The organism is Rhizobium sp. Root1220 (genome assembly GCF_001426265.1).
Lineage (GTDB): Bacteria > Pseudomonadota > Alphaproteobacteria > Rhizobiales > Rhizobiaceae > Rhizobium.
The window spans coordinates 504,131-523,609 of sequence record NZ_LMDG01000012.1 but is presented as its reverse complement, the minus strand read 5'-3'; the positions used below and the strand labels follow the sequence as shown (position 1 = coordinate 523,609).

Below are 19,479 nucleotides of genomic sequence, written 5' to 3'. Positions count from 1 at the left end.
ACCAATTTCTATCAAGGCGAGTGGCCAAGCGGCTGAGGTTCAACCTTCCGTAACGCAAGTCGCGCTGATCGAGGAGCATTCCGTACGGAATGGCCATTTGGAGGCGGTCTTGCTAGTGCTTTTTCAGGCGTTCTCGTTGCGCTGTGAACAGATCGACGAAGCTATCAGGCTTGGAGATGATGCACGGGTCAGTGCTCTCGATTGTTCAATCGAGCCATTGATCGAGACAATCCTTGCCCACAAGGCGGTAAGCCTGCTTGAAATTCACATGCAACTTCAGTTCGTCGGCTGCCTGATCGATCAATACGCCGATGACAGCGATTCCGTGCGCGAGCATGTCGCCTTGCTTTCCTATCTGATCGAGCAGTATTTCGGTGGCTCCAAGCCGCGTTGGCGTATGCCAAGAGTGCGAGAGGCGGCATCCGAGCCTTTCACCTATGCGCCGAACACCGACAATGGCAACTTTCTCAATGCGGCAATCCTGGAATCGATACCTGATCGTGTTGCGGTGCTGACGAAGGACTATCGATACCTTTATTCGAACGCCGCAAACTCTGCCTATCTCGGGAGAAAGCCGATGGATATGATCGGCCACCACCTGATGGAATTCATCGGTGAAAAGCGCTTCACCGAAGTGGCGAAGGCCAAACTCGACGCATGCTTTTCCGGGCAGCAGGCCGACTATGAATATGGTCGGTGCGATGGCGGCCTAGCTCGCCAGGTCCGCTGCCGGATGTCGCCGTTGCGCGATTCCCTGGGCTACATTATCGGTGCATTGATCATCCTGCAGGATACCGCTGCTAGCGCAGCGACACTGGCTGCCTGATCAGGCCTTTGTCCATACCGCCAGCTCGTAGCCGTCCGGATCGGTGAAATGAAAACGCCGGCCACCGGGAAAGCCGGTGATCGGACGGAATATGGTGCCGCCTGCTACCTCCACGGCGGATAGCGCAGCCTCAAGGTCGTGTGCATAGAGGACGATGAGCGGACCGCCGGGCTTCGGCGCGGCAAGTGTGGTGAAGCCACCCTTCAGCCGACCATCGTCGAATTCGCAGTAGTTCGGTCCGTAGTCGGTAAATCGCCATCCGAATGCACGGCCATAGAAGGCTTTGGCGGCATTGATATCCTCAACGTTGAATTCCACGTAGTCGATGCGCAGGTCGTTGTCCGTGGTGTCCATCATCGTTTCCTAGCGTTCCATGAGTGTCTTCAATGCCTCAAGGTCTCGCGCCACATGGGCGGCGTCGGCTTCGAATTGCTCGTCGGTCATGCCGGGAGGGCGCAGCAGCACGAACATGATCTCGCAGCCGTTTCCATTCGGCACGATCCTCAATGCGTTGTAGACGCGAAGCCCGCTTTCGATGGTTACGGTATGATCGATGACACCGAATTCATTATGGGGGACGAAGCTGACCTTCACTGTGCCAAGTATACCCTCGGCGATCCAGTCGTCGCCACTGCGTTCAAGCCCGGAGGCAAGACCGGACGCCCAGAGCGGCATGTTTTCCGGCGCGCCGGCAAAAGCATAGACATCGCGCCAATTTCGGTCGATGGAGCGATGAATGATCCTTGTCGGCATCGTCGTCATGGCACGTTGCCCCAGCTGGTTTTTTCTCTCCCGCTGCCCGTGATTCGTTTTGCGGGCGAGCGCGTGGAAGAATATGGCTCATTTCGCGGCATGTGCAACGTGACGCCAATTCGAGGCTGAATCGAACTTGCCGTTTGTCCGAGACAGTGCCAAAACACCGGTCCAAAATGACTCATCGGAGGTTTATCGTGGAAAAGGCAGAAATCGGGCTGATCGGCCTTGCAGTCATGGGATCCAACCTGGCGCTAAACATAGCGGAAAAGGGCAATAAGATTGCCGTGTTCAACCGCACTCCTGAGAAAACGGATGAATTCTACGAAAGCGCCGGTGACCTGAAGAAACAGATCATTCCGTGCAAGACGATCGAAGATTTTGTGGAGGCGATCCGTCCGCCGCGTCCGATTATCATCATGATCAAGGCCGGCGAGCCGGTCGACCAGCAGATGGAATTGTTGCGGCCGCACCTGTCCAAGGGCGACATCATGATCGATGCCGGCAACGCCAACTTCCGCGATACGATCGCCCGCTTTGACCGACTGAAGAATACCGACCTGACGTTCATCGGAATGGGCGTATCCGGCGGCGAGGAGGGAGCACGCCATGGCCCGTCGATCATGGTCGGTGGCACCGAGGACTCCTGGAAGCGTGTGGAAAAGGTGTTGACCTCGATTGCTGCCAAGTACAAGGGTGACCCTTGCGTGGCATGGCTCGGCAATGACGGCGCCGGACATTTCGTCAAGACGATCCACAACGGCATTGAATATGCCGACATGCAGATGATCGCCGAAATCTACGGTATCCTGCGCGACGGTCTCGGCAAGAGCGCCAAGGAAATCAGCGGTATCTTCGGCGAGTGGAACAAGGGTCGCTTGAACTCTTACCTCATTGAAATCTCCGAGAAGGTGCTGGCTGCGACCGATCCTGTTTCCGGCGGCGCCATGGTTGACATGATCCTCGACAAGGCCGGCCAGAAGGGCACGGGCAAGTGGTCCGCGATCGAAGCGCAGAACATGGGCATCCCCGCGACGGCAATCGAAGCAGCCGTTGCAGCGCGCAGCATTTCCTCGATGAAGACCGAGCGCGAAGCGGCAGAGAAGATCTTTGGCAAGCCGGAATACAAGTTTCCGATCGCCTATGGCCCAGGCCTCAACAAGGATCTTGAACTTGCGCTGTTCGCCGCCAAGATCGGCGCTTACGCTCAGGGCTTTGCGGTGATGGCCGAAGCCTCGCGTGAGTTCAAATGGTCGCTGCCGATGCCGACGATCGCCAAGATCTGGCGTGCTGGATGCATCATCCGCTCGCAGTTCCTGGATGAGATCACGTCCGCCTTCACCAAGGCGCCGGATGCCGCCAACCTCATCGTGACGCCTGCCTTCTCGGACATGGTCAAGGAATCACTACCGGCGCTGCGTCGTGTGGTAGGCGCTGCGCTCGAAGCCGGTCTGCCGGTTCCGGCACTAACTTCCGCGTTGACCTATTTCGATGCCTACCGCCAGGGCCGCGGAACTGCCAACCTGATCCAGGCGCAGCGCGACTTCTTCGGCGCCCACGGATTTGACCGTCTCGACGGCAAGGACTTCCACCACGGCCCATGGGGCAGCGGCGCATCGACCTTCTGAGCATGCCTGTATGACAAGAAAAAGCCGGGCAACTCGTCCGGCTTTTTTGTTTGCGGTAAATCGTTTCAGCTATTCAGCCGGAACGAGCGGCCTTATTTTCCCTGCTTTGCCCAGACCGGCTGGCTTATGCTCTGAAGCATTTCCGGCTCGACTCCGTCGATTCTTGCGATGACGGCCTTGGCCATTTCGCGCCCTGCGTGACGCACGTCTTCGTAGGCTGTGATGATCTCCGGCCGGATCCAGTTGAGGATAGGCGCCGATTCCTTGGAGACCATGTCGACATCGTGGCCGAGCCGCTTGCCGGCGGCCTCGATACCGGCATTCACCGCGATCGCAGCACTTCCGGCGGAACACACGATCCCATCGGGGGCATTCGGCGAGCGCATCATCGCCTCGACCGCGTTGCGGATTTCCTCTAGCGGCGCATCGATGGTCACGCGCAACGGCACTTCTTCGGCACCATAATCGTGCAGGCCGGTCTGAAAGCCAATTCTCGTATGCGTGTAGTAGGTAAGCTTGCTCGGCGGCTGGAGCAGGGCAATGCGCCTGCGCCCCCTCGTGACCAGTTTTTCCACCGCCTGGTGGGCGAAGGCCTCGTTGTCGAAGTCGTGGAACGGGTGAACCAGCCCGCTGTCCGTGCGTCCGTGCGTGGCAAATGGCATGTTGCGTTCCGTTAGGAGCCGAACGCGTGCGTCGTCCGGCTCGATGCGCGAGACGATGACGCCATCCGCCGAGCCGGTTTCGAGGATGTATCTCACCGGCAGCATCGGATCTTTGCTGTGGGAATGCGGCGTCACGACGATATGGTAGGGTGTGCCGGTCAGCACTTCGGAGATGCCGAAGACCATCTGGCTGCTGAAGCCCATGATCTCTTCGTCGATGCTGAGAACGAGTGCGATCACATTGGTCTTGCCCGTTCTCAGGCGCACGCCGGCCCTGTTCGGCTGGTAGCCGAGCTGGCGGGCGACCATTCGCACGCGCTCCTTGGTCTCGGCGCCTATGTCAGGCGCATCTTTGAGTGCGCGCGAGACTGTTGTCACGCCCAGACCGGTCATGAAGGCAATCGTCTTCAGTGTCGGTCGCTCTCGAGATGCCGCGACCGCTGCGCCTCCCAAATTCGCTTTATTTTCCATCCCTTTATGCCGTCCTACGCGATTTGGTTTCGCTTATAGATGCTTTTTCGAAGCGCTGTAAGCATGAAGACAGCCAAAGTCGCTCCTCCCGTGAGAGCGGAAATCTGTAACGATACAGTAGAAATGTCGAGGCCTTTTTATGCGGCAAATGCGTTCAACACTCGCAATGATTGAAGTGGCGGTTTATGCCCGGAAATTTTGCACCTGCGAACGCCGTGGGTCCCGTCAATCATCTACTGTGATGTCTAAAAGAAAATATATCAGTATGTTAATGCAGTTTCTTGATTGCGCAGATTGGTGCCTCCCACAATCGCATTCTGGCGTGAAACCTGACCGTTCAACAGGCAATGGTAGTAAGCGGCGTGCGAAAAGAAAATTTTCGGCGCTGGCTGTTGCGCCACAATATCGATTGAACTAAGTTTTTCCGGCAACGTTTCAGTGAGGGAGGAGAACTCATGAATTTCCGTTTGATGGCGGCTGCGCTTGCCGCTTCCGTCGTACTGCCGCTCGGTGCGGCCAATGCGACCGATCTAGAAGTTACCCATTGGTGGACGTCCGGCGGCGAGGCTGCTGCGGTGGCCGAGCTTGCCAAGGCGTTCGACGCCACCGGTAACAAGTGGGTTGACGGTGCGATCGCCGGTTCCGGCGGCACTGCCCGTCCAATCATGGTCAGCCGCATCACCGGTGGCGACCCGATGGGTGCCACCCAGTTCAACCATGGCCGCCAGGCCGAGGAACTGGTGCAGTCCGGCCTTATGCGGGACCTCACGGACGTCGCGACGGCAGAACACTGGAAGGACATCGTCCGTCCGTCGAACCTGCTCGATTCCTGCACCATCGACGGCAAGATCTATTGCGCCCCGGTTAATATCCACTCGTGGCAGTGGCTGTGGCTCTCGAACGCTGCCTTCAAGAAGGCCGGTGTCGAAGTTCCGAAGAACTGGGACGAGTTCGTCGCTGCCGGACCGGCGCTCGAAAAGGCCGGCATCGTGCCGCTCGCCGTTGGCGGCCAGGCATGGCAGTCCTCTGGTGCATTCGACGTTCTTCTGCTGGCGCTTGGCGGCAAGGATACGTTCTACAAGGTTTACAAGGACAAGGACGCTGACGTTGCGGCCGGCCCCGAGATCGCCAAGATCTTCAAGGCTGCCGACGATGCCCGCAAGATGTCCAAGGGTACGAACGTTCAGGACTGGAACCAGGCGACCAACCTGGTCATTACCGGCAAGGCCGGCGGCCAGATCATGGGCGACTGGGCGCAGGGCGAATTCCAGATTGCAGGCCAGAAGGCCGGCACGGACTACACCTGCCTTCCGGGCCTTGGCGTGACCGACATCATCGCAACGGGCGGCGACGCATTCTATTTCCCGCTGCTGAAGGATGAGGAAAAATCCAAGGCGCAGGCCGTGTTAGCCAAGACGCTTCTCGATCCCAAGACGCAGGTCGCCTTCAACCTGAAGAAGGGTTCGCTGCCGGTGCGCGGCGACGTCGACCTCGCTGCCGCCAACGACTGCATGAAGAAGGGTCTCGATATCCTCGCCAAGGGCAATGTCGTCGAGTGGACCGACCAGCTGCTTTCGGCAGATAGCCAGAAGCAGAAGGAGGACCTCTTCTCGGAGTTCTTCTCCAATGCATCAATGACGCCTGAAGACGCGCAGAAGCGCTTCGCTGAAATCATCGCTTCGGCTGATTGATCGTCAACGCCTTGCTGTTGCGATCCGGCTCCAATGCGGAGCCGGATCTGCTCCTGAGATGCTGCTGCGATCGGGTTGACAACAGCGTTCTTCAGCAACTGCTTTGGTCGCGAGAAGCGTGACCTTGGCTGATCTGGAGAAGGAACGACGAGAGAAGCGTCCATTTTCCAGGCCGCTGCTCGAGATCACAGAAGCAATTGCGTTTCAGGAGGAAACACAATGACGGGTCAAGCGAAAGCCGGCCGGCCAAATCAGTTGCTGCGCAATCTGAATTCCAAGATCGCATCGATCCCGATGATATTGACCGCCGTCGTCATTTTTCTCGGCGGCACACTCTGGACGGTGTTCTATTCCTTCACCAACTCGAAGCTCCTGCCAAGGATGAGTTTCGTTGGTTTCGACCAATACAATCGTCTGTGGGCGGCACCGCGGTGGATTGTCTCCATCGAGAACCTTGCCGTCTATGGCGTTCTCTCCCTGATCTTCAGCCTTGTGATCGGCTTCACGCTGGCGGCGCTGATGGATCAGAAGATTCGTTTCGAGAATGCGTTCCGCACGATTTTCCTCTATCCCTTCGCGCTCTCCTTCATCGTCACCGGCCTTGTCTGGCAGTGGGTGCTCAATCCGGAGTTCGGGGTGCAGTCGGTGGTGCGTTCGCTCGGCTGGACGAGTTTCACCTTCGATCCGCTCTATACTCCGAGCATTGTCATTTACGGTGTTCTGATCGCAGCGCTTTGGCAGGGAACCGGGCTCGTTATGTGCCTGATGCTCGCCGGTCTGCGCGGTATCGATGAGGATATCTGGAAAGCCTCACGCGTCGACGGCATCCCGATGTGGAAGACTTATCTTTTCATCGTCATTCCGATGATGCGGCCGGTGTTCATCACCACGCTGGTCATCATCGCCAGCGGCATCGTCAAGGTCTACGACCTTGTCGTGGCGCAGACGAGCGGCGGGCCGGGCATCGCCTCCGAAGTACCTGCAAAATACGTCTACGACTACATGTTCCAGGCGCAGAACCTCGGCCAGGGATTCGCAGCTTCAACCATGATGCTCCTGACTGTCGCCATTATCATCGTCCCGTGGGCGTATCTGGAATTTGGGGGAGGGCGTAAACGTGCCTGATGCCATCGCTCTCAAGAAGACGGATGCCGCTATCGTGACCGACAAGACATTCTCCGGGCCAAGCGGTCCGAAGCCAAAGCGGATCATTTCTCCGCGCAATATCATTCTCTACGGCATACTGTTTGTCGCTGCAGCCTACTACCTGCTGCCCCTCTACGTGATGATCGTCACCTCTCTGAAGGGCATGCCCGAGATCCGCGTGGGCAACATCTTCTCGCCGCCGCTCGAAATCACCTTTGAGCCATGGGTAAAGGCTTGGGCGACCGCCTGCACTGGGCTGAATTGCGATGGTCTTTCCCGCGGTTTCTGGAATTCCGTGCGGATTACCGTTCCTTCCGTCGTTGTCTCCATCGCCATCGCTTCGGTGAACGGCTACGCGCTGGCCAACTGGCGCTTCAAGGGATCGGAACTGTTCTTCTCGATCCTGGTCATCGGTGCCTTCATTCCGTATCAGGTTATGATCTACCCGATCGTCATCGTGCTGCGTGAACTCGGCATCTACGGGACGCTGACCGGTCTCATCATCGTCCACAGCATCTTCGGCATGCCGATCCTGACCCTGCTCTTCCGCAACTACTTCGCGTCGTTGCCGCAGGAACTGTTCAAGGCGGCGCGCGTCGACGGGGCAGGGTTCTGGCAGATCTTCCTGAAGATCATGGTGCCCATGTCGCTGCCGATCTTCGTCGTCGCCATGATCCTGCAGGTCACCGGTATCTGGAACGACTTCCTGTTCGGCGTGGTCTTCACCCGACCGGAATATTACCCGATGACCGTGCAGCTCAACAACATCGTCAATTCTGTCCAGGGCGTGAAGGAATACAACGTCAACATGGCCGCAACGATCCTCACGGGTCTGGTGCCGCTGGTTGTGTATTTCGTGTCGGGGCGACTTTTCGTCCGTGGCATCGCCGCCGGCGCAGTGAAAGGCTGATCCATGAATTCGAGCGTTTCCATCAAAGAACTGTCGCTGAACTTCGGCGCGGTCAGCGTTCTCAAGGATCTCAATCTCGAGATCAACGACGGCGAGTTCCTCGTGCTGCTCGGCTCATCCGGGTGCGGCAAGTCGACCTTGCTCAACTGCATCGCCGGTCTTCTCGATGTCAGCGAGGGGCAGATTCACATCAAGGGCAAGAACGTCACCTGGGAGGAGCCGAAGGACCGCGGCATCGGCATGGTGTTCCAGTCCTATGCGCTCTATCCGCAGATGACCGTCGAGAAGAACCTGTCCTTTGGTCTGAAGGTTGCGAAGATCCCGCAGGCCGAGATAGACAAGCGGGTGGCGCGTGCCTCCGAGATCCTGCAGATCGAGCCGCTTCTGAAGCGAAAGCCTGCCGAGCTGTCCGGCGGCCAGCGCCAGCGCGTGGCAATCGGCCGTGCCCTAGTGCGCGATGTCGATGTGTTCCTGTTCGACGAGCCGCTGTCCAACCTCGACGCCAAGCTGCGTTCGGAACTGCGTGTCGAAATCAAGCGTCTGCATCAGGCGCTGAAGAACACGATGATCTACGTCACCCACGATCAGATCGAGGCGCTGACGCTGGCTGACCGCATTGCCATCATGAAGAACGGCGTCATCCAGCAGCTGGCCGATCCGACGACGATCTACAACAAGCCACGCAGCCTGTTCGTGGCCGGCTTCATCGGCTCGCCGTCGATGAACTTCCTGAAAGGCGAGATCGGCAAGCGTGGCAATGCCACGGTGTTCACCGCCAACGGCGTAGATTTCAACGTCGATGCCTATGAGGCCGTCGCGCCGCTGAAGGCTGGCCAGAAGGTCACGCTCGGAGTGCGGCCGGAGCATATCAAGGTCAATGATGGCCTCGGTACCGAGGTGCATGACGCGACCGTCGACATCGAAGAACCGATGGGCGCCGACAACCTGCTGTGGCTGAAGCATGCCGGGCACACCATGTCGGTGCGCATCAACGGCTCGCGCCGCTTCAGCCCCGCATCGGCCGTCAAGCTCGGCTTCGACATGTCGCTGGCGTCGATCTTCGACGCCGAGACGGAACTGCGCCTCTAGAGACTGCACGGCGGGCGGAGCCGCAACTGGTTCCGCCCCTTTCCCAACCGGCCAATCTGGCCAGCCACATTCGGCCGCAGCCCGATCACGGGTTCTCCCAGGAGCGGCTTGATCAGGACAATGCTATGACATCCATGCCTACCAACGGGTTCAACCTCGACCTCTCAGGATCGTGGCAGCTTACCTCCACCGACGGCGATATAGCCACGGTCATTACGCTCCCGGGCGATGTGCATTCGGCTCTTCACGTCGCTGGCTTGATCCCGGATCCGTATTTCGGTCGGAACGAGGAGGCGGTGCAGTGGGTGGCGCATCGCGACTGGGCGATCGAACGCAGCTTCACGCTGTCCGAGCCGGATGGCGACTGGTATCTCGATATCGACTATCTCGACACCGTGGCCGCCATCTTCGTCAACGGCTCTCCGGTGCTGGTATCGGATAACAGCTTTCGCCGTTACCGTCCCGATGTCAGTGCCCAGCTGAAAGCCGGCGACAACACCATCCGTGTCGTGCTGCATTCGAGTATCGCAGCGGGCGCCGACCGGCAGGCCAGGCAACCTTTCTACATTCCCTATTCGACGGGCAATTCGCCCATCCCCAACGGCAACATGCTGCGCAAGCCGCAGTGCCATTTCGGTTGGGACTGGAACATCGCCATTGCGCCGCTGGGCCTCTATGGAACGATTGCGCTGCGCAAACTCGAGACGGCTCGCATCGAGCACGTTACGACGCGGCAGGTTCACAACCTCAACGGTTCCGTGGATCTTCAGGTCACAGCGACGTTGTTTGCCAGGAACCCGGGCATCGTGCCGGTGCATTTCTCGCTTGATGGCGAGCGCGTTCGTCTCGACGTCGGCGTTGGAGCTGGCGAAACGGTCGTCAATCATGTGTTCGAAATCGAAAAGCCGCGGCTCTGGTGGCCGGCGGGTAGCGGTGAGCAGACGCTTTATGCGCTGACGGTCGATCTGCCAGCGGATGCCGTGACAAAGCAGATCGGTCTTCGTACCGTCGAGCTCATCACAACGCCGGATGACGCCGGCGCCCGCTTCGTGCTGAAGGTCAATGGCCACGAGATCTTCTGCCGCGGTGCCAACTGGATTCCTGCCGATGCGCTGTTCTCGCTGTCGTCACCCGAAAAGACCGAGGATCTGCTGCAATCGGCCAAGTCCGCCAACATGAACATGATCCGCGTCTGGGGCGGCGGGTTCTACGAGCACGATCATTTCTACGATCTCTGCGACCGGCTCGGCCTCATGGTCTGGCAAGACTTCATGTTCGCCTGCAATCTCTATCCCTCGACCGAGGACTTCCTCGACAATGTCGCGCTCGAGGTCGATTACCAGGTCCGCCGTCTGAACTCGCACCCGTCGATCGCGCTCTGGTGCGGCGACAACGAACTGGTCGGCGCGCTGACCTGGTTCGAGGAATCGCGGAAGGATCGCGACCGCTATCTCGTCTCCTATGACCGTCTCAACCGGACGATCGAGCAGGCGATGAAGAAGGCTGCGCCGGAGGCGATCTGGTGGCCGTCGAGCCCGGCGTCCGGTTATCTCGACTTCGGCGATGCCTGGCACGCCGATGGTTCCGGCGACATGCATTACTGGTCTGTCTGGCACGAGAACAAGTCGTTCGACAACTACCGCTCGGTGCGTCCCCGCTTTTGCTCGGAATTCGGCTTCCAATCCTACACGTCGCTGCCGGTCATCAAGACCTATGCCGAGGCAAAGGACATGAACGTCGCGTCGCCGGTCATGGAGTTGCACCAGAAGAACGCCGGCGGCAACGAGCGCATCGCCGGCACGATGTTCCGCTATTTCCGCTTCCCGAAGGATTTCCCGAACTTTGTCTATCTCAGCCAGATCCAGCAGGGTCTCGCGATCAAGACGGCGGTGGAATACTGGCGGTCGCTGAAGCCGCATTGCATGGGCACGATCTACTGGCAGTTGAACGACACCTGGCCGGTCGCCTCGTGGTCGAGCCTCGACTACGGCGGTCGCTGGAAGGCGATGCACTATCTGGTCAAGCGCTTCTTCCAGCCGGTCGCGGTCGCCGCCATCCCATCCGACGACGGCAAGCAGATCCGCTTCTCGCTGGTCAACGACACGCTTGCCGAAGTCAGCGTCGATCTGTCGATCTCGGTCCTCGACATGAAGGGTGGGCGCAGGCACCTCAAGGACGTGCAGGCGGTCTGCACCCCTGACGCGGCTGTTACTGCCACCAGCATCGACGTGTCCGATATCCCTGCGGGAACGCTGCTTGCCTGGCGCTTCACGGCGTCGAACGGCATGGGCGGCGAGGGGCACTATGTTGATGGCACCTACAAGGCGCTGGAGCTCGAGCCCGCGGGCCTGATGGTCACGCACGAATATGTCGAGGAGGACGGCTCCGTCTGCCTCAATGTCACCGCGAGGGGACTTGCGCTCTTCGTGATGATCGAAACCGAGATCGACGGCAAGTATTCCGACAATGCCTTCGATCTGGCGGCGGGCGAGACGCGCCGCATCAACTTCACCCCGGCCACCCCGCTCGAGGGCGGCGCTTTGCCGGACTTCCGTTTCTACGACCTGCAGTCCTGTCAGTCCGTGGATTGATCCTGATTCAAATGAACGGGCACGAGGCCCGAGGAGGATAGTATGACGAAACTGAGTTTCCAGCTTTATAGCGCCCGCAACTTCCCGCCCTATTCGGCGATCTTCGAAAAGCTCGGCAAGGCCGGCTATCAGGAAGTCGAAGGCTTCGGCGGTATTTATGCCGACCTCGACGATGCCGGCCTGAACAGCCTGCGCGCAGAACTGGACAAGAACGGCCTTGTCATGGCCAGCGGCCATTTCAGCCCCGACTTTCTCGACGGAGAAGTGCAGAAGTCGCTGAACATCGCCAAGATCCTCGGCATGGACTCGATCTATGCACCGCATCTGGCTGCCGATGAGCGTCCGACCGATGGTGCCGGCTGGTTGGCCTTCGGCAAGCGCCTGCAGGAAATGAGCAAGCCCTATAAGGACGCCGGCTATGAGTTCGGCTGGCACAACCACGACTTCGAATTCGTGAAGCTCGCCGACGGCTCGCTGCCGATCGAGCGCATCTTCGAAGGCGCGCCTGATATTTCCTGGGAAGCCGATATTGCCTGGGTCGTTCGCGGCGGTGCGGATCCCTTCGCATGGATCGAGAAGCTCGGCTCGCGCATCACCTCGGCGCACGTCAAGGACATCGCGCCTGCTGGCGAAAACAAGAACGAGGACGGCTGGGCGGATGTCGGCCATGGCACGCTTGATTGGGCAAAGCTCATCGCGGCACTGAGGGGCACCAAGACCAAGCACTACGTCGTCGAGCATGACAACCCGGCCGATGTTGATCGCCTGATCACCCGCTCGATCGCATCCTTCAAGACTTACTGAGGCACATCATGACCAAGGAACTTGGCGTCGGCATCATCGGATGCGGCAACATCTCCACCACCTACTTTTCGCTTTCTCCCCTGTTCAAGGGCCTGAAGGTTCTGGCCTGCGCCGATATCAACATCCAGGCGGCAGAGGCCCGCGCCGAGGAATACGGCGTCAAGGCGCTGACAATCGACGAACTGCTCGCCAATGACGAGATCGACGTCATCGTCAACCTGACCATCCCCGACGCGCATTTCCCGGTTTCGAAGTCGATCCTTGAGGCCGGCAAGCACGTCTATTCGGAAAAGCCGCTGGTTCTCACCCTCGAGCAGGGTGAGGAGTTGCGTCGCATCGCCAAGGAGAAGAACCTCTCCGTCGGTTGCGCGCCTGACACCTTCCTCGGTGGCGCGCATCAGCTCGCCCGCAAATACATTGACGAGGGCGGCATCGGTCGCGTCACCTCGGGTGCGTGCTACGTCATGAGCCCGGGCATGGAAATGTGGCATCCGAACCCGGACTTCTTCTTCCTGCCCGGCGGCGGTCCGATCCTCGATCTCGGCCCTTACTACATCGCCAACCTGATCAACCTGATCGGACCGGTGAAGCGTGTTGGCGCCATGACGTCGATGGCGTCCGAGACCCGCACGATAACCAGTGCGCCACGCAACGGCGAGGTCATCCCGGTTAAGACGCCGACGACGATCCAGGCGATCCTCGAATTCGTCAGCGGCGCGACCGTGACGCTGACCGCGAGCTGGGATGTCTGGTCTCACCGCCATGCCAACATGGAGCTTTACGGCACCGAGGGCTCGATCTACGTGCCGGATCCGAACTTCTTCGGCGGTGTCGTCGAGGCAAGCGGCAAGGACAAGGACATCAAGCCGATCGAAGACTGGGATCACCCGTTCGGTATCTCCAACCAGGAGAGCACTCAGGGACCGCGCGCGAACTATCGCACGGCGGGTCTGGCCGACATGGCGATGGCGATCATCGAAGGCCGCGATGCGCGTTGCTCGCTCGACCGCACGCTGCACGGCGTCGACGTCATGACCTCGATCCTGAAGTCAGGCGAAGAAGGCCGCTTCATCGAGCTGACGACGACCTGCACGCAGCCGGCCGCGCTTGGCATCGAAGAGGCCCAAGCGCTTCTGAAGTAACAGGCGCTCTTGAAGTAAGCGTCCAAAGGACTATGGTCCGGCGCGGGCGATGAGCCCGCGCCTTTTTGCTTAAAGGATCAGAATTATGAGCTGGCAACCGGCTTCCGACCGCTATTCAAAGATGAAGTATAACCGCACAGGCCGTTCCGGCCTGAAGCTTCCGGCCGTCTCCCTCGGCCTCTGGCACAATTTCGGCGGCGACACGCCCCATGACCGCAAGATCGACATGTGCCGCACGGCCTTCGATCTCGGCATCACCCATTTCGATCTCGCCAACAATTACGGCCCGCCTCCCGGCAGCGCCGAGACGGCCTTCGGCGAAATCCTGCGCACCGAGTTTTCCGGCCTGCGCGACGAGTTGATCATTTCGTCCAAGGCCGGCTACGACATGTGGCCGGGTCCTTACGGCGAGTGGGGCAGCCGCAAGTATCTGATCGCCTCCTGCGACCAGAGCCTGAAGCGCATGGGTCTCGACTATGTCGACATCTTCTATTCGCACCGCTTCGATCCGGATACGCCGCTTGAGGAAACCTGCGGCGCGCTCGATCATATCGTGCGCTCCGGCCGTGCGCTCTACGTCGGTATCTCGTCCTACAGTTCGCAGCGAACCCGCGAGGCCGCTGCGATTCTCAAGGACCTCGGCACGCCATGCCTGATCCATCAGCCGAGCTATTCCATGCTCAACCGCTGGGTCGAGGACGACAAGCTGCTCGACACGCTTGATGAAGTCGGCATGGGCTCGATCGTGTTCTCGCCGCTGGCGCAGGGCATGCTGACGACGAAGTACCTTGGCGGCATTCCAGGCGACAGCCGTGCGGCGCAGAACCACTTCCTGAAGAAGGACTTCATCCGCCCGAAGATCATCGACAACATTCGCAAGCTCAACGAGATCGCGGAACGTCGTGGCCAGACGCTGGCGCAGATGGCAATCGCCTGGGTGCTGCGCGGTGACCGCGTGACATCGGCGTTGATCGGCGCCAGCCGCTCGTCGCAGATCGTCGATTGCGTGAAGGCGCTCGACAATCTCGAGTTCACCGCCGAGGAACTCAAGGAGATTGATGTCTACGCCCGTGAGGCGGACATCAATCTTTGGGCCAAGTCCGCAGAAATCGAATAGTCACAGACGCCCGGAACGATCTTCCGGGCGTTTTTCATAAATAGCTTGATGTACGTGCCGCAGCGTTTATGCGGTTGAGGAGGAGACCCACATGATCCGCAATCCTATCTTGCCGGGCTTCAATCCAGATCCGTCGATCTGCCGCGTCGGTGATGACTACTACATCGCCACCTCGACATTCGAGTGGTACCCCGGAGTGCAGATCCACCATTCGCGGGATCTGGTGAACTGGACACTGGTGCGGCGTCCGCTGGAGCGCCAGTCGCAGCTCGATATGCGCGGCAATCCCGACAGTTGCGGCGTCTGGGCACCCTGCCTGTCTTACGACGACGGTGTGTTCTGGCTGGTCTACACCGACGTCAAGCGCTTCGACGGCAACTTCAAGGACGCGCACAACTACATCGTGACCTCGCCAACGATCGAGGGCGACTGGTCCGAGCCTGTCTATGTGAACTCATCCGGTTTCGACCCGTCGCTGTTCCATGACGATGACGGCCGCAAGTGGTTCCTGAACATGCAGTGGAACCATCGCACCGAGAGCTTCGGCGGCGCACCGAAGTCGCCGGCCTTCGACGGCATCCTGACGCAGGAATGGGACGCGACGACCAAGTCGCTGAAGGGGCCAATCAAGAACATTTTCGCCGGCAGTCCGCTTGGACTCGTCGAAGGACCGCATCTCTTCAAGCGCAACGGCTACTATTATCTTACCACCGCCGAGGGCGGCACGGGCTACGATCATGCCGTGACGATGGCGCGCTCGCGGACGATCGACGGTCCCTACGAGATGCACCCGAATATGCACCTCATCACTTCCAAGGATCATCCCGAAGCCATTCTGCAGCGGGCAGGGCACGGTCAGTATGTCGAGACGCCGGATGGGCAGGTCTACCATACCCATCTCTGTGGCCGGCCGTTGCCGCCGAAGCGCCGCTGCACGCTCGGGCGGGAAACCAGCCTGCAGAAATGCGTGTGGAGGCAGGATGATTGGCTCTATCTCGAGAACGGCACGACCGTTCCCGATGTCACCGTCCCAGGACTGAGCGGTGCCGTCCTTGTCGAAGGGCCGGTGCGGACAGAGTACAGTTTCGATGGCGGCACGCTGCCTCAGGATTTTCAATGGCTTCGAACACCAAGGCCGGAACGCATCTTCAATCTGAGCGATCGGCCTGGCCATCTCCGGCTCATCGCCCGTGAGAGCATCGGCTCGTGGTTCGAGCAGTCGCTGGTGGCGCGCCGGCAGGAACATCACAGCTTCAGGGCAGAGACCGTCGTGGAGTTCGATCCGGATACCTACCAGCAGGTCGCCGGCCTTACGCACTACTACAATCGACACAAATTCCATGCCGTGGCGGTCACGCTGCACGAAAAGCTCGGGCGCTGCGTCACCATTCTTTCCTGCAATGGCGACTACCCGCATGGCCGGCTCGACTTCCCGGCCGGTAGCGGAGTGGCGGTTCCTGCCGAGGGACGGGTGCAGCTTTCCATGGAGATCCGTGACAACGATCTGCAATTCTTCTGGCAGACGGAAGGCAAGGGCGCCTGGCAGCCGATCGGCCCGGTACTCGACGCGGGCGTCGTTTCCGACGAGGGCGGGCGCGGCGAGCACGGCTCCTTCACCGGCGCGTTTGCCGGCGTATTTGCCTTCGATACATCCGGGCGCGCGCGGACAGCTGACTTCGACTGGTTCAACTACGAAGAGCTGTGATCGTCTGGCGACATCACCGGAGTTCCCTGTGTGATGTCGCATGTTCTAATTTAATATATGCTTTTAAGCATGTGTTTTCATTACGAAAGTTTAATTTAATTTTCAGTTTCGGTTCATCATTCGGAGCCTAATTTCGGGGCGTGTTCAACACGAGGAAACCCCATGAAAAAGCTCTTTGCCGTTCTCCTGTCTGCTTCGTTTCTTGCTGCGCCGCTGGTTGCGGCCACTCAAGCGAGCGCTCAGGATCACCGCCGGCCCGTCGTCGTCAAGCGTGATGTCCATGCGACGAACTACCGTTGGAGCCGAGGCCATCGCATGACGCCCGCCGAGCGCCGCCACATGCAGGACGTCCGCGACTACCGCCGCTATCGCTTGTCAGCACCGCCGCGCGGCTATCGCTGGGTGCGTGTCGACAACGACTATCTACTCATCGGCGTTGCCAGCGGCGTCATCGCAAACATCATTGCCAGCCGCTGATCTGTCGGCACGGCTCCTAGGAAGGGCGGCTTCGCGAAGCCGCCCTTTTTCGTGTGTCGGGATCGGCATCTCTTTTGACCAGCCGTTGCGCCAAACGTCTGAGCACCCCCGCGGCGGCAGGCCGTTGGTCTTCCGGCAAGAGGAGCGACGGGCCTTCGATCGGTGGCAGCGGTTCGCACTCCACGCAGATATAGCGGCAGGGGGGGCCTTCATGCGGCATGGCCTCCCCACCTGTCGAATGGATCGGCCAGGTTGCGCCACTTTTCCGGTGTGAATGTCTTCTCGCCGATCAGGCAGGCATCGAGACTTTCGCGTATCCAATGCTCGTCCATAGGATCGGCACCGATGAAGACGATCTCCTGGCGACGATCTCCCCAGACGGGGTGGAGATACGGAGAGATGGCACTCAAAAAGCCAGGGTCATCAGGCCAGCGATCTCGCGGGACCGCCGACCACCAAAGGCCTTTTTTGCCAGTCCGCAGGATCGCGCCGGCCTGGCTGATTTCACCGACATTCTGTGGGCGTGTGGCGAGCCAGAAAAAGCCTTTGGCACGGATGACGCCCGGCCAGCCGATGTCGAAGAACCGCTTGAGTTTTAGTGGGTCGAACGGGCGCCTTTCGCGGTACACGAATGAGCGTATGCCGTATTCCTCGGTCTCCGGTAAATGCTCGTTGAAACCGTGCATCTCCTTGTACCACAGAGGATGGGTTTCTGCTCTGTCGATGTCGAACAGGCCGGTTCCAAGTACGTCCCCCAGTCGCACGCTGCCGAAATCCGTCTCGATAAGTCGTGCATCCGGGTTGAGGCCGACGATGATCTGCCGTGCCGCCGCGCGTTGGTCCTCGGTGGCGGTGCCCATCTTGTTCAGGACGACGACATCGGCAAACTCGATCTGCTCTACGAGCAGGTCGACAACTGTGCGCGTGTCTCCTGTGCCTGCGGTCTCGCCGCGATCACCTAGGAAGTCCGCCGAGGCGTAGTCGGCCAGCAGGTTGGCCGCATCGACGACCGTGACCATCGTATCCAACTCGGCGATGTCGGAGAGGCTCCTGCCGTTCTCGTCGCGGAACTCGAAAGTGGTGGCAACGGGGAGCGGTTCGGCGATACCAGTCGACTCGATCAGCAGGTAGTCGAACCTGCCTTGCTCGGCGAGTTGCCGAACCTCGTCAAGGAGATCGTCCCTCAAGGTGCAGCAGATGCAGCCATTGGTCATCTCGACCAGCGCCTCTTCCGTACGCGATAGGTTGGCCCCGCCATCCCGAACCAGCGTCGCATCGATATTGACCTCGCTCATATCATTGACGATGACCGCAACGCGCATTCCCTGGCGGTTTGCAAGCACGTGGTTCAGCAAGGTCGTCTTGCCGGCGCCGAGAAATCCGGAGAGCACAGTCACCGGCAGCTTGATCTGCATCAATATCTCCATTTAATGTTATATTATTACATGTCGGTTGCTGAAAAAGACGAACCGGGAGGTCCGCCTTTAGGACGTCATGTCAGCTTTCGCGTGACAGGCAATCCTTCATGCTGTTGGCGATGCCCCGCATGAGGTTGAAGTAAAGGTCCGGTCCTGCTTCAAGCGTTGCGGCTTCCGGGTCGAGAACGCCGGATCTTGCCCGCGTGCCCTCGATCACGACATCGATCAGCCGCGGCTGAAACTGCGGCTCGGCGAAAACACAGGTGGCGCCAAGATCGGCAACCTTGTTGTGGATTTCGGATATGCGCTCCGCACCAGGGATGGTTTCCGGGCTGACGGTGATCGAGCCGGCGACGCGAACCTTGTAGCGGTGCTCGAAATACTGATAGGCATCATGGAAGACGACAAAAGGCTTGTCCTTCACCGGTGACACAGTGGCCGCGATCTCGCGGTCGAGTGCATCGAGCTTGTCGTCGAGTGCCTTGGCGTTGGCCTGGTAGGTCAAAGCGTTGGCCGGGTCAGCGGCAACCAGTGTCGTGGTGATTTCGGCGGCCATGGCCTTGGCGTTCATGGGGTCGAGCCAGAGATGCGTGTCAAAGACGTCATGGTCGTGGCCATGATCGTCGGCGTGCTCGTGCTCATCGCCATCGTCGTGCGCCTCGAAGGCTCCCCCTTCGCGAAATGCCAGTTTTGTGAGGCCGGGCGCCTTGTCGAGTTCCGCGACGCTGGCGTCAGAGCCGAGCGCCTCAAGCGGCTTCTCCAGAAAAGCTTCGAGCCCTGGGCCAACCCAGAACACCACCTTGGCACTCTGCAGTGCCGAGGCGTTCGAAGGCTTCATTGTGTATGTGTGGGGTGAGGCGGCGCCATCGACGATCAGTTGCGGCTTTCCGACGCCTTTCATGATCGCGGACACCAGCGAATGCACCGGCTTGATCGAGGTGACGACGACAGGTGCGTCGGCGGACCAGGCCGTGCCGGCGAGAAGAAACGCCGGGATTGCTAGCTCAAGGCCGATCGCGAGTTTCATTGATATGCTCCGCTTGAATTGC

The 19,479-nt window shown here is 59.6% G+C and carries 17 protein-coding genes; 12 read left to right on the top strand and 5 right to left on the bottom strand.

All coding sequences use genetic code 11. From position 1 onward, the window contains the following. The first annotated feature begins 109 nt into the window (after positions 1 to 109). Positions 110 to 826: a PAS domain-containing protein gene (locus ASC90_RS11830; RefSeq protein ID WP_056540277.1), complete on the top strand. Its 717-nt coding sequence runs from the start codon at positions 110 to 112 to the stop codon at positions 824 to 826. Here ASC90_RS11830 and ASC90_RS11825 read toward each other — a convergent pair whose 3' ends face one another. Continuing rightward, entirely contained in the window at positions 827 to 1,183 is a 357-nt protein-coding gene (locus tag ASC90_RS11825; RefSeq protein ID WP_056540057.1) for a VOC family protein, read from the bottom strand. It abuts the gene before it with no gap. A 6-nt stretch (positions 1,184 to 1,189) separates the two neighbouring features. Beyond that, positions 1,190 to 1,588 (bottom strand): hypothetical protein, encoded by a 399-nt coding sequence (locus ASC90_RS11820; RefSeq protein ID WP_056540053.1) that lies wholly within the window; start codon positions 1,586 to 1,588, stop codon positions 1,190 to 1,192. Positions 1,589 to 1,755: 167 nt separating this feature from the next. On the opposite strand from ASC90_RS11820, the gene gndA reads away from it, so the two are divergent. Further along, complete coding sequence (gene gndA, locus ASC90_RS11815) at positions 1,756 to 3,207, top strand: NADP-dependent phosphogluconate dehydrogenase (RefSeq protein ID WP_200950877.1); 1,452 nt, start codon at positions 1,756 to 1,758, stop codon at positions 3,205 to 3,207. Between the two features lie 92 nt (positions 3,208 to 3,299). Here gndA and ASC90_RS11810 read toward each other — a convergent pair whose 3' ends face one another. Continuing rightward, the gene (locus tag ASC90_RS11810; RefSeq protein WP_056540048.1) at positions 3,300 to 4,340 is read right to left on the bottom strand and encodes a LacI family transcriptional regulator; all 1,041 of its coding nucleotides are present in this window, start codon (positions 4,338 to 4,340) and stop codon (positions 3,300 to 3,302) included. Between the two features lie 455 nt (positions 4,341 to 4,795). Here ASC90_RS11810 and ASC90_RS11805 point away from each other — a divergent pair, with 455 nt between their 5' ends. The 10 genes from ASC90_RS11805 to ASC90_RS11760 all read left to right on the top strand — a co-directional run bounded on the left by ASC90_RS11805 (position 4,796) and on the right by ASC90_RS11760 (position 17,012). Beyond that, the gene (locus tag ASC90_RS11805) at positions 4,796 to 6,031 is read left to right on the top strand and encodes an ABC transporter substrate-binding protein (RefSeq protein ID WP_056540045.1); all 1,236 of its coding nucleotides are present in this window, start codon (positions 4,796 to 4,798) and stop codon (positions 6,029 to 6,031) included. Between the two features lie 219 nt (positions 6,032 to 6,250). Continuing rightward, complete coding sequence (locus ASC90_RS11800) at positions 6,251 to 7,156, top strand: sugar ABC transporter permease (RefSeq protein ID WP_056540042.1); 906 nt, start codon at positions 6,251 to 6,253, stop codon at positions 7,154 to 7,156. A gap of 4 nt (positions 7,157 to 7,160) precedes the next feature. Then, entirely contained in the window at positions 7,161 to 8,087 is a 927-nt protein-coding gene (locus ASC90_RS11795; RefSeq protein ID WP_056540272.1) for a carbohydrate ABC transporter permease, read from the top strand. A gap of 3 nt (positions 8,088 to 8,090) precedes the next feature. Beyond that, positions 8,091 to 9,176 (top strand): ABC transporter ATP-binding protein, encoded by a 1,086-nt coding sequence (locus tag ASC90_RS11790; RefSeq protein WP_056540039.1) that lies wholly within the window; start codon positions 8,091 to 8,093, stop codon positions 9,174 to 9,176. Between the two features lie 125 nt (positions 9,177 to 9,301). After that, positions 9,302 to 11,767 (top strand): glycoside hydrolase family 2 protein, encoded by a 2,466-nt coding sequence (locus ASC90_RS11785; protein WP_056540036.1) that lies wholly within the window; start codon positions 9,302 to 9,304, stop codon positions 11,765 to 11,767. A 42-nt stretch (positions 11,768 to 11,809) separates the two neighbouring features. Continuing rightward, positions 11,810 to 12,571 carry a sugar phosphate isomerase/epimerase gene (locus ASC90_RS11780; protein WP_056540034.1) on the top strand — a complete coding sequence of 254 codons (762 nt, stop codon included), beginning with the start codon at positions 11,810 to 11,812 and terminating at the stop codon, positions 12,569 to 12,571. 8 nt (positions 12,572 to 12,579) lie between these two features. Beyond that, positions 12,580 to 13,713, top strand: coding sequence for a Gfo/Idh/MocA family oxidoreductase (locus ASC90_RS11775; protein ID WP_056540029.1), 1,134 nt, complete (start codon positions 12,580 to 12,582; stop codon positions 13,711 to 13,713). Between the two features lie 85 nt (positions 13,714 to 13,798). After that, positions 13,799 to 14,830: an L-glyceraldehyde 3-phosphate reductase gene (mgrA, locus tag ASC90_RS11770; protein WP_056540023.1), complete on the top strand. Its 1,032-nt coding sequence runs from the start codon at positions 13,799 to 13,801 to the stop codon at positions 14,828 to 14,830. A 91-nt stretch (positions 14,831 to 14,921) separates the two neighbouring features. After that, positions 14,922 to 16,535 carry a glycoside hydrolase family 43 protein gene (locus ASC90_RS11765; protein WP_056540020.1) on the top strand — a complete coding sequence of 538 codons (1,614 nt, stop codon included), beginning with the start codon at positions 14,922 to 14,924 and terminating at the stop codon, positions 16,533 to 16,535. Positions 16,536 to 16,697: 162 nt separating this feature from the next. Continuing rightward, positions 16,698 to 17,012 carry an RcnB family protein gene (locus ASC90_RS11760; protein ID WP_056540017.1) on the top strand — a complete coding sequence of 105 codons (315 nt, stop codon included), beginning with the start codon at positions 16,698 to 16,700 and terminating at the stop codon, positions 17,010 to 17,012. Between the two features lie 209 nt (positions 17,013 to 17,221). Here ASC90_RS11760 and ASC90_RS11755 read toward each other — a convergent pair whose 3' ends face one another. Both ASC90_RS11755 and ASC90_RS11750 read right to left on the bottom strand, forming a co-directional pair. Further along, positions 17,222 to 18,427: a GTP-binding protein gene (locus ASC90_RS11755; protein WP_056540015.1), complete on the bottom strand. Its 1,206-nt coding sequence runs from the start codon at positions 18,425 to 18,427 to the stop codon at positions 17,222 to 17,224. An 82-nt stretch (positions 18,428 to 18,509) separates the two neighbouring features. Beyond that, positions 18,510 to 19,457 (bottom strand): zinc ABC transporter substrate-binding protein, encoded by a 948-nt coding sequence (locus tag ASC90_RS11750; RefSeq protein WP_056540010.1) that lies wholly within the window; start codon positions 19,455 to 19,457, stop codon positions 18,510 to 18,512. Between the last annotated feature and the right edge of the window lie 22 nt (positions 19,458 to 19,479).

Coding starts and splice junctions, on each gene's coding strand:
- ASC90_RS11750 (WP_056540010.1), bottom strand. CDS start 19,457: ATGAAACTCGCGATCGGCCTTGAGCTAGCAATCCCGGCGTTTCTTCTC.
- ASC90_RS11755 (WP_056540015.1), bottom strand. CDS start 18,427: ATGCAGATCAAGCTGCCGGTGACTGTGCTCTCCGGATTTCTCGGCGCC.
- ASC90_RS11800 (WP_056540042.1), top strand. CDS start 6,251: ATGACGGGTCAAGCGAAAGCCGGCCGGCCAAATCAGTTGCTGCGCAAT.
- ASC90_RS11775 (WP_056540029.1), top strand. CDS start 12,580: ATGACCAAGGAACTTGGCGTCGGCATCATCGGATGCGGCAACATCTCC.
- ASC90_RS11805 (WP_056540045.1), top strand. CDS start 4,796: ATGAATTTCCGTTTGATGGCGGCTGCGCTTGCCGCTTCCGTCGTACTG.
- ASC90_RS11820 (WP_056540053.1), bottom strand. CDS start 1,588: ATGACGACGATGCCGACAAGGATCATTCATCGCTCCATCGACCGAAAT.
- ASC90_RS11760 (WP_056540017.1), top strand. CDS start 16,698: ATGAAAAAGCTCTTTGCCGTTCTCCTGTCTGCTTCGTTTCTTGCTGCG.
- gndA (WP_200950877.1), top strand. CDS start 1,756: ATGACTCATCGGAGGTTTATCGTGGAAAAGGCAGAAATCGGGCTGATC.
- ASC90_RS11765 (WP_056540020.1), top strand. CDS start 14,922: ATGATCCGCAATCCTATCTTGCCGGGCTTCAATCCAGATCCGTCGATC.
- ASC90_RS11780 (WP_056540034.1), top strand. CDS start 11,810: ATGACGAAACTGAGTTTCCAGCTTTATAGCGCCCGCAACTTCCCGCCC.
- ASC90_RS11785 (WP_056540036.1), top strand. CDS start 9,302: ATGACATCCATGCCTACCAACGGGTTCAACCTCGACCTCTCAGGATCG.
- ASC90_RS11810 (WP_056540048.1), bottom strand. CDS start 4,340: ATGGAAAATAAAGCGAATTTGGGAGGCGCAGCGGTCGCGGCATCTCGA.
- ASC90_RS11790 (WP_056540039.1), top strand. CDS start 8,091: ATGAATTCGAGCGTTTCCATCAAAGAACTGTCGCTGAACTTCGGCGCG.
- mgrA (WP_056540023.1), top strand. CDS start 13,799: ATGAGCTGGCAACCGGCTTCCGACCGCTATTCAAAGATGAAGTATAAC.
- ASC90_RS11825 (WP_056540057.1), bottom strand. CDS start 1,183: ATGATGGACACCACGGACAACGACCTGCGCATCGACTACGTGGAATTC.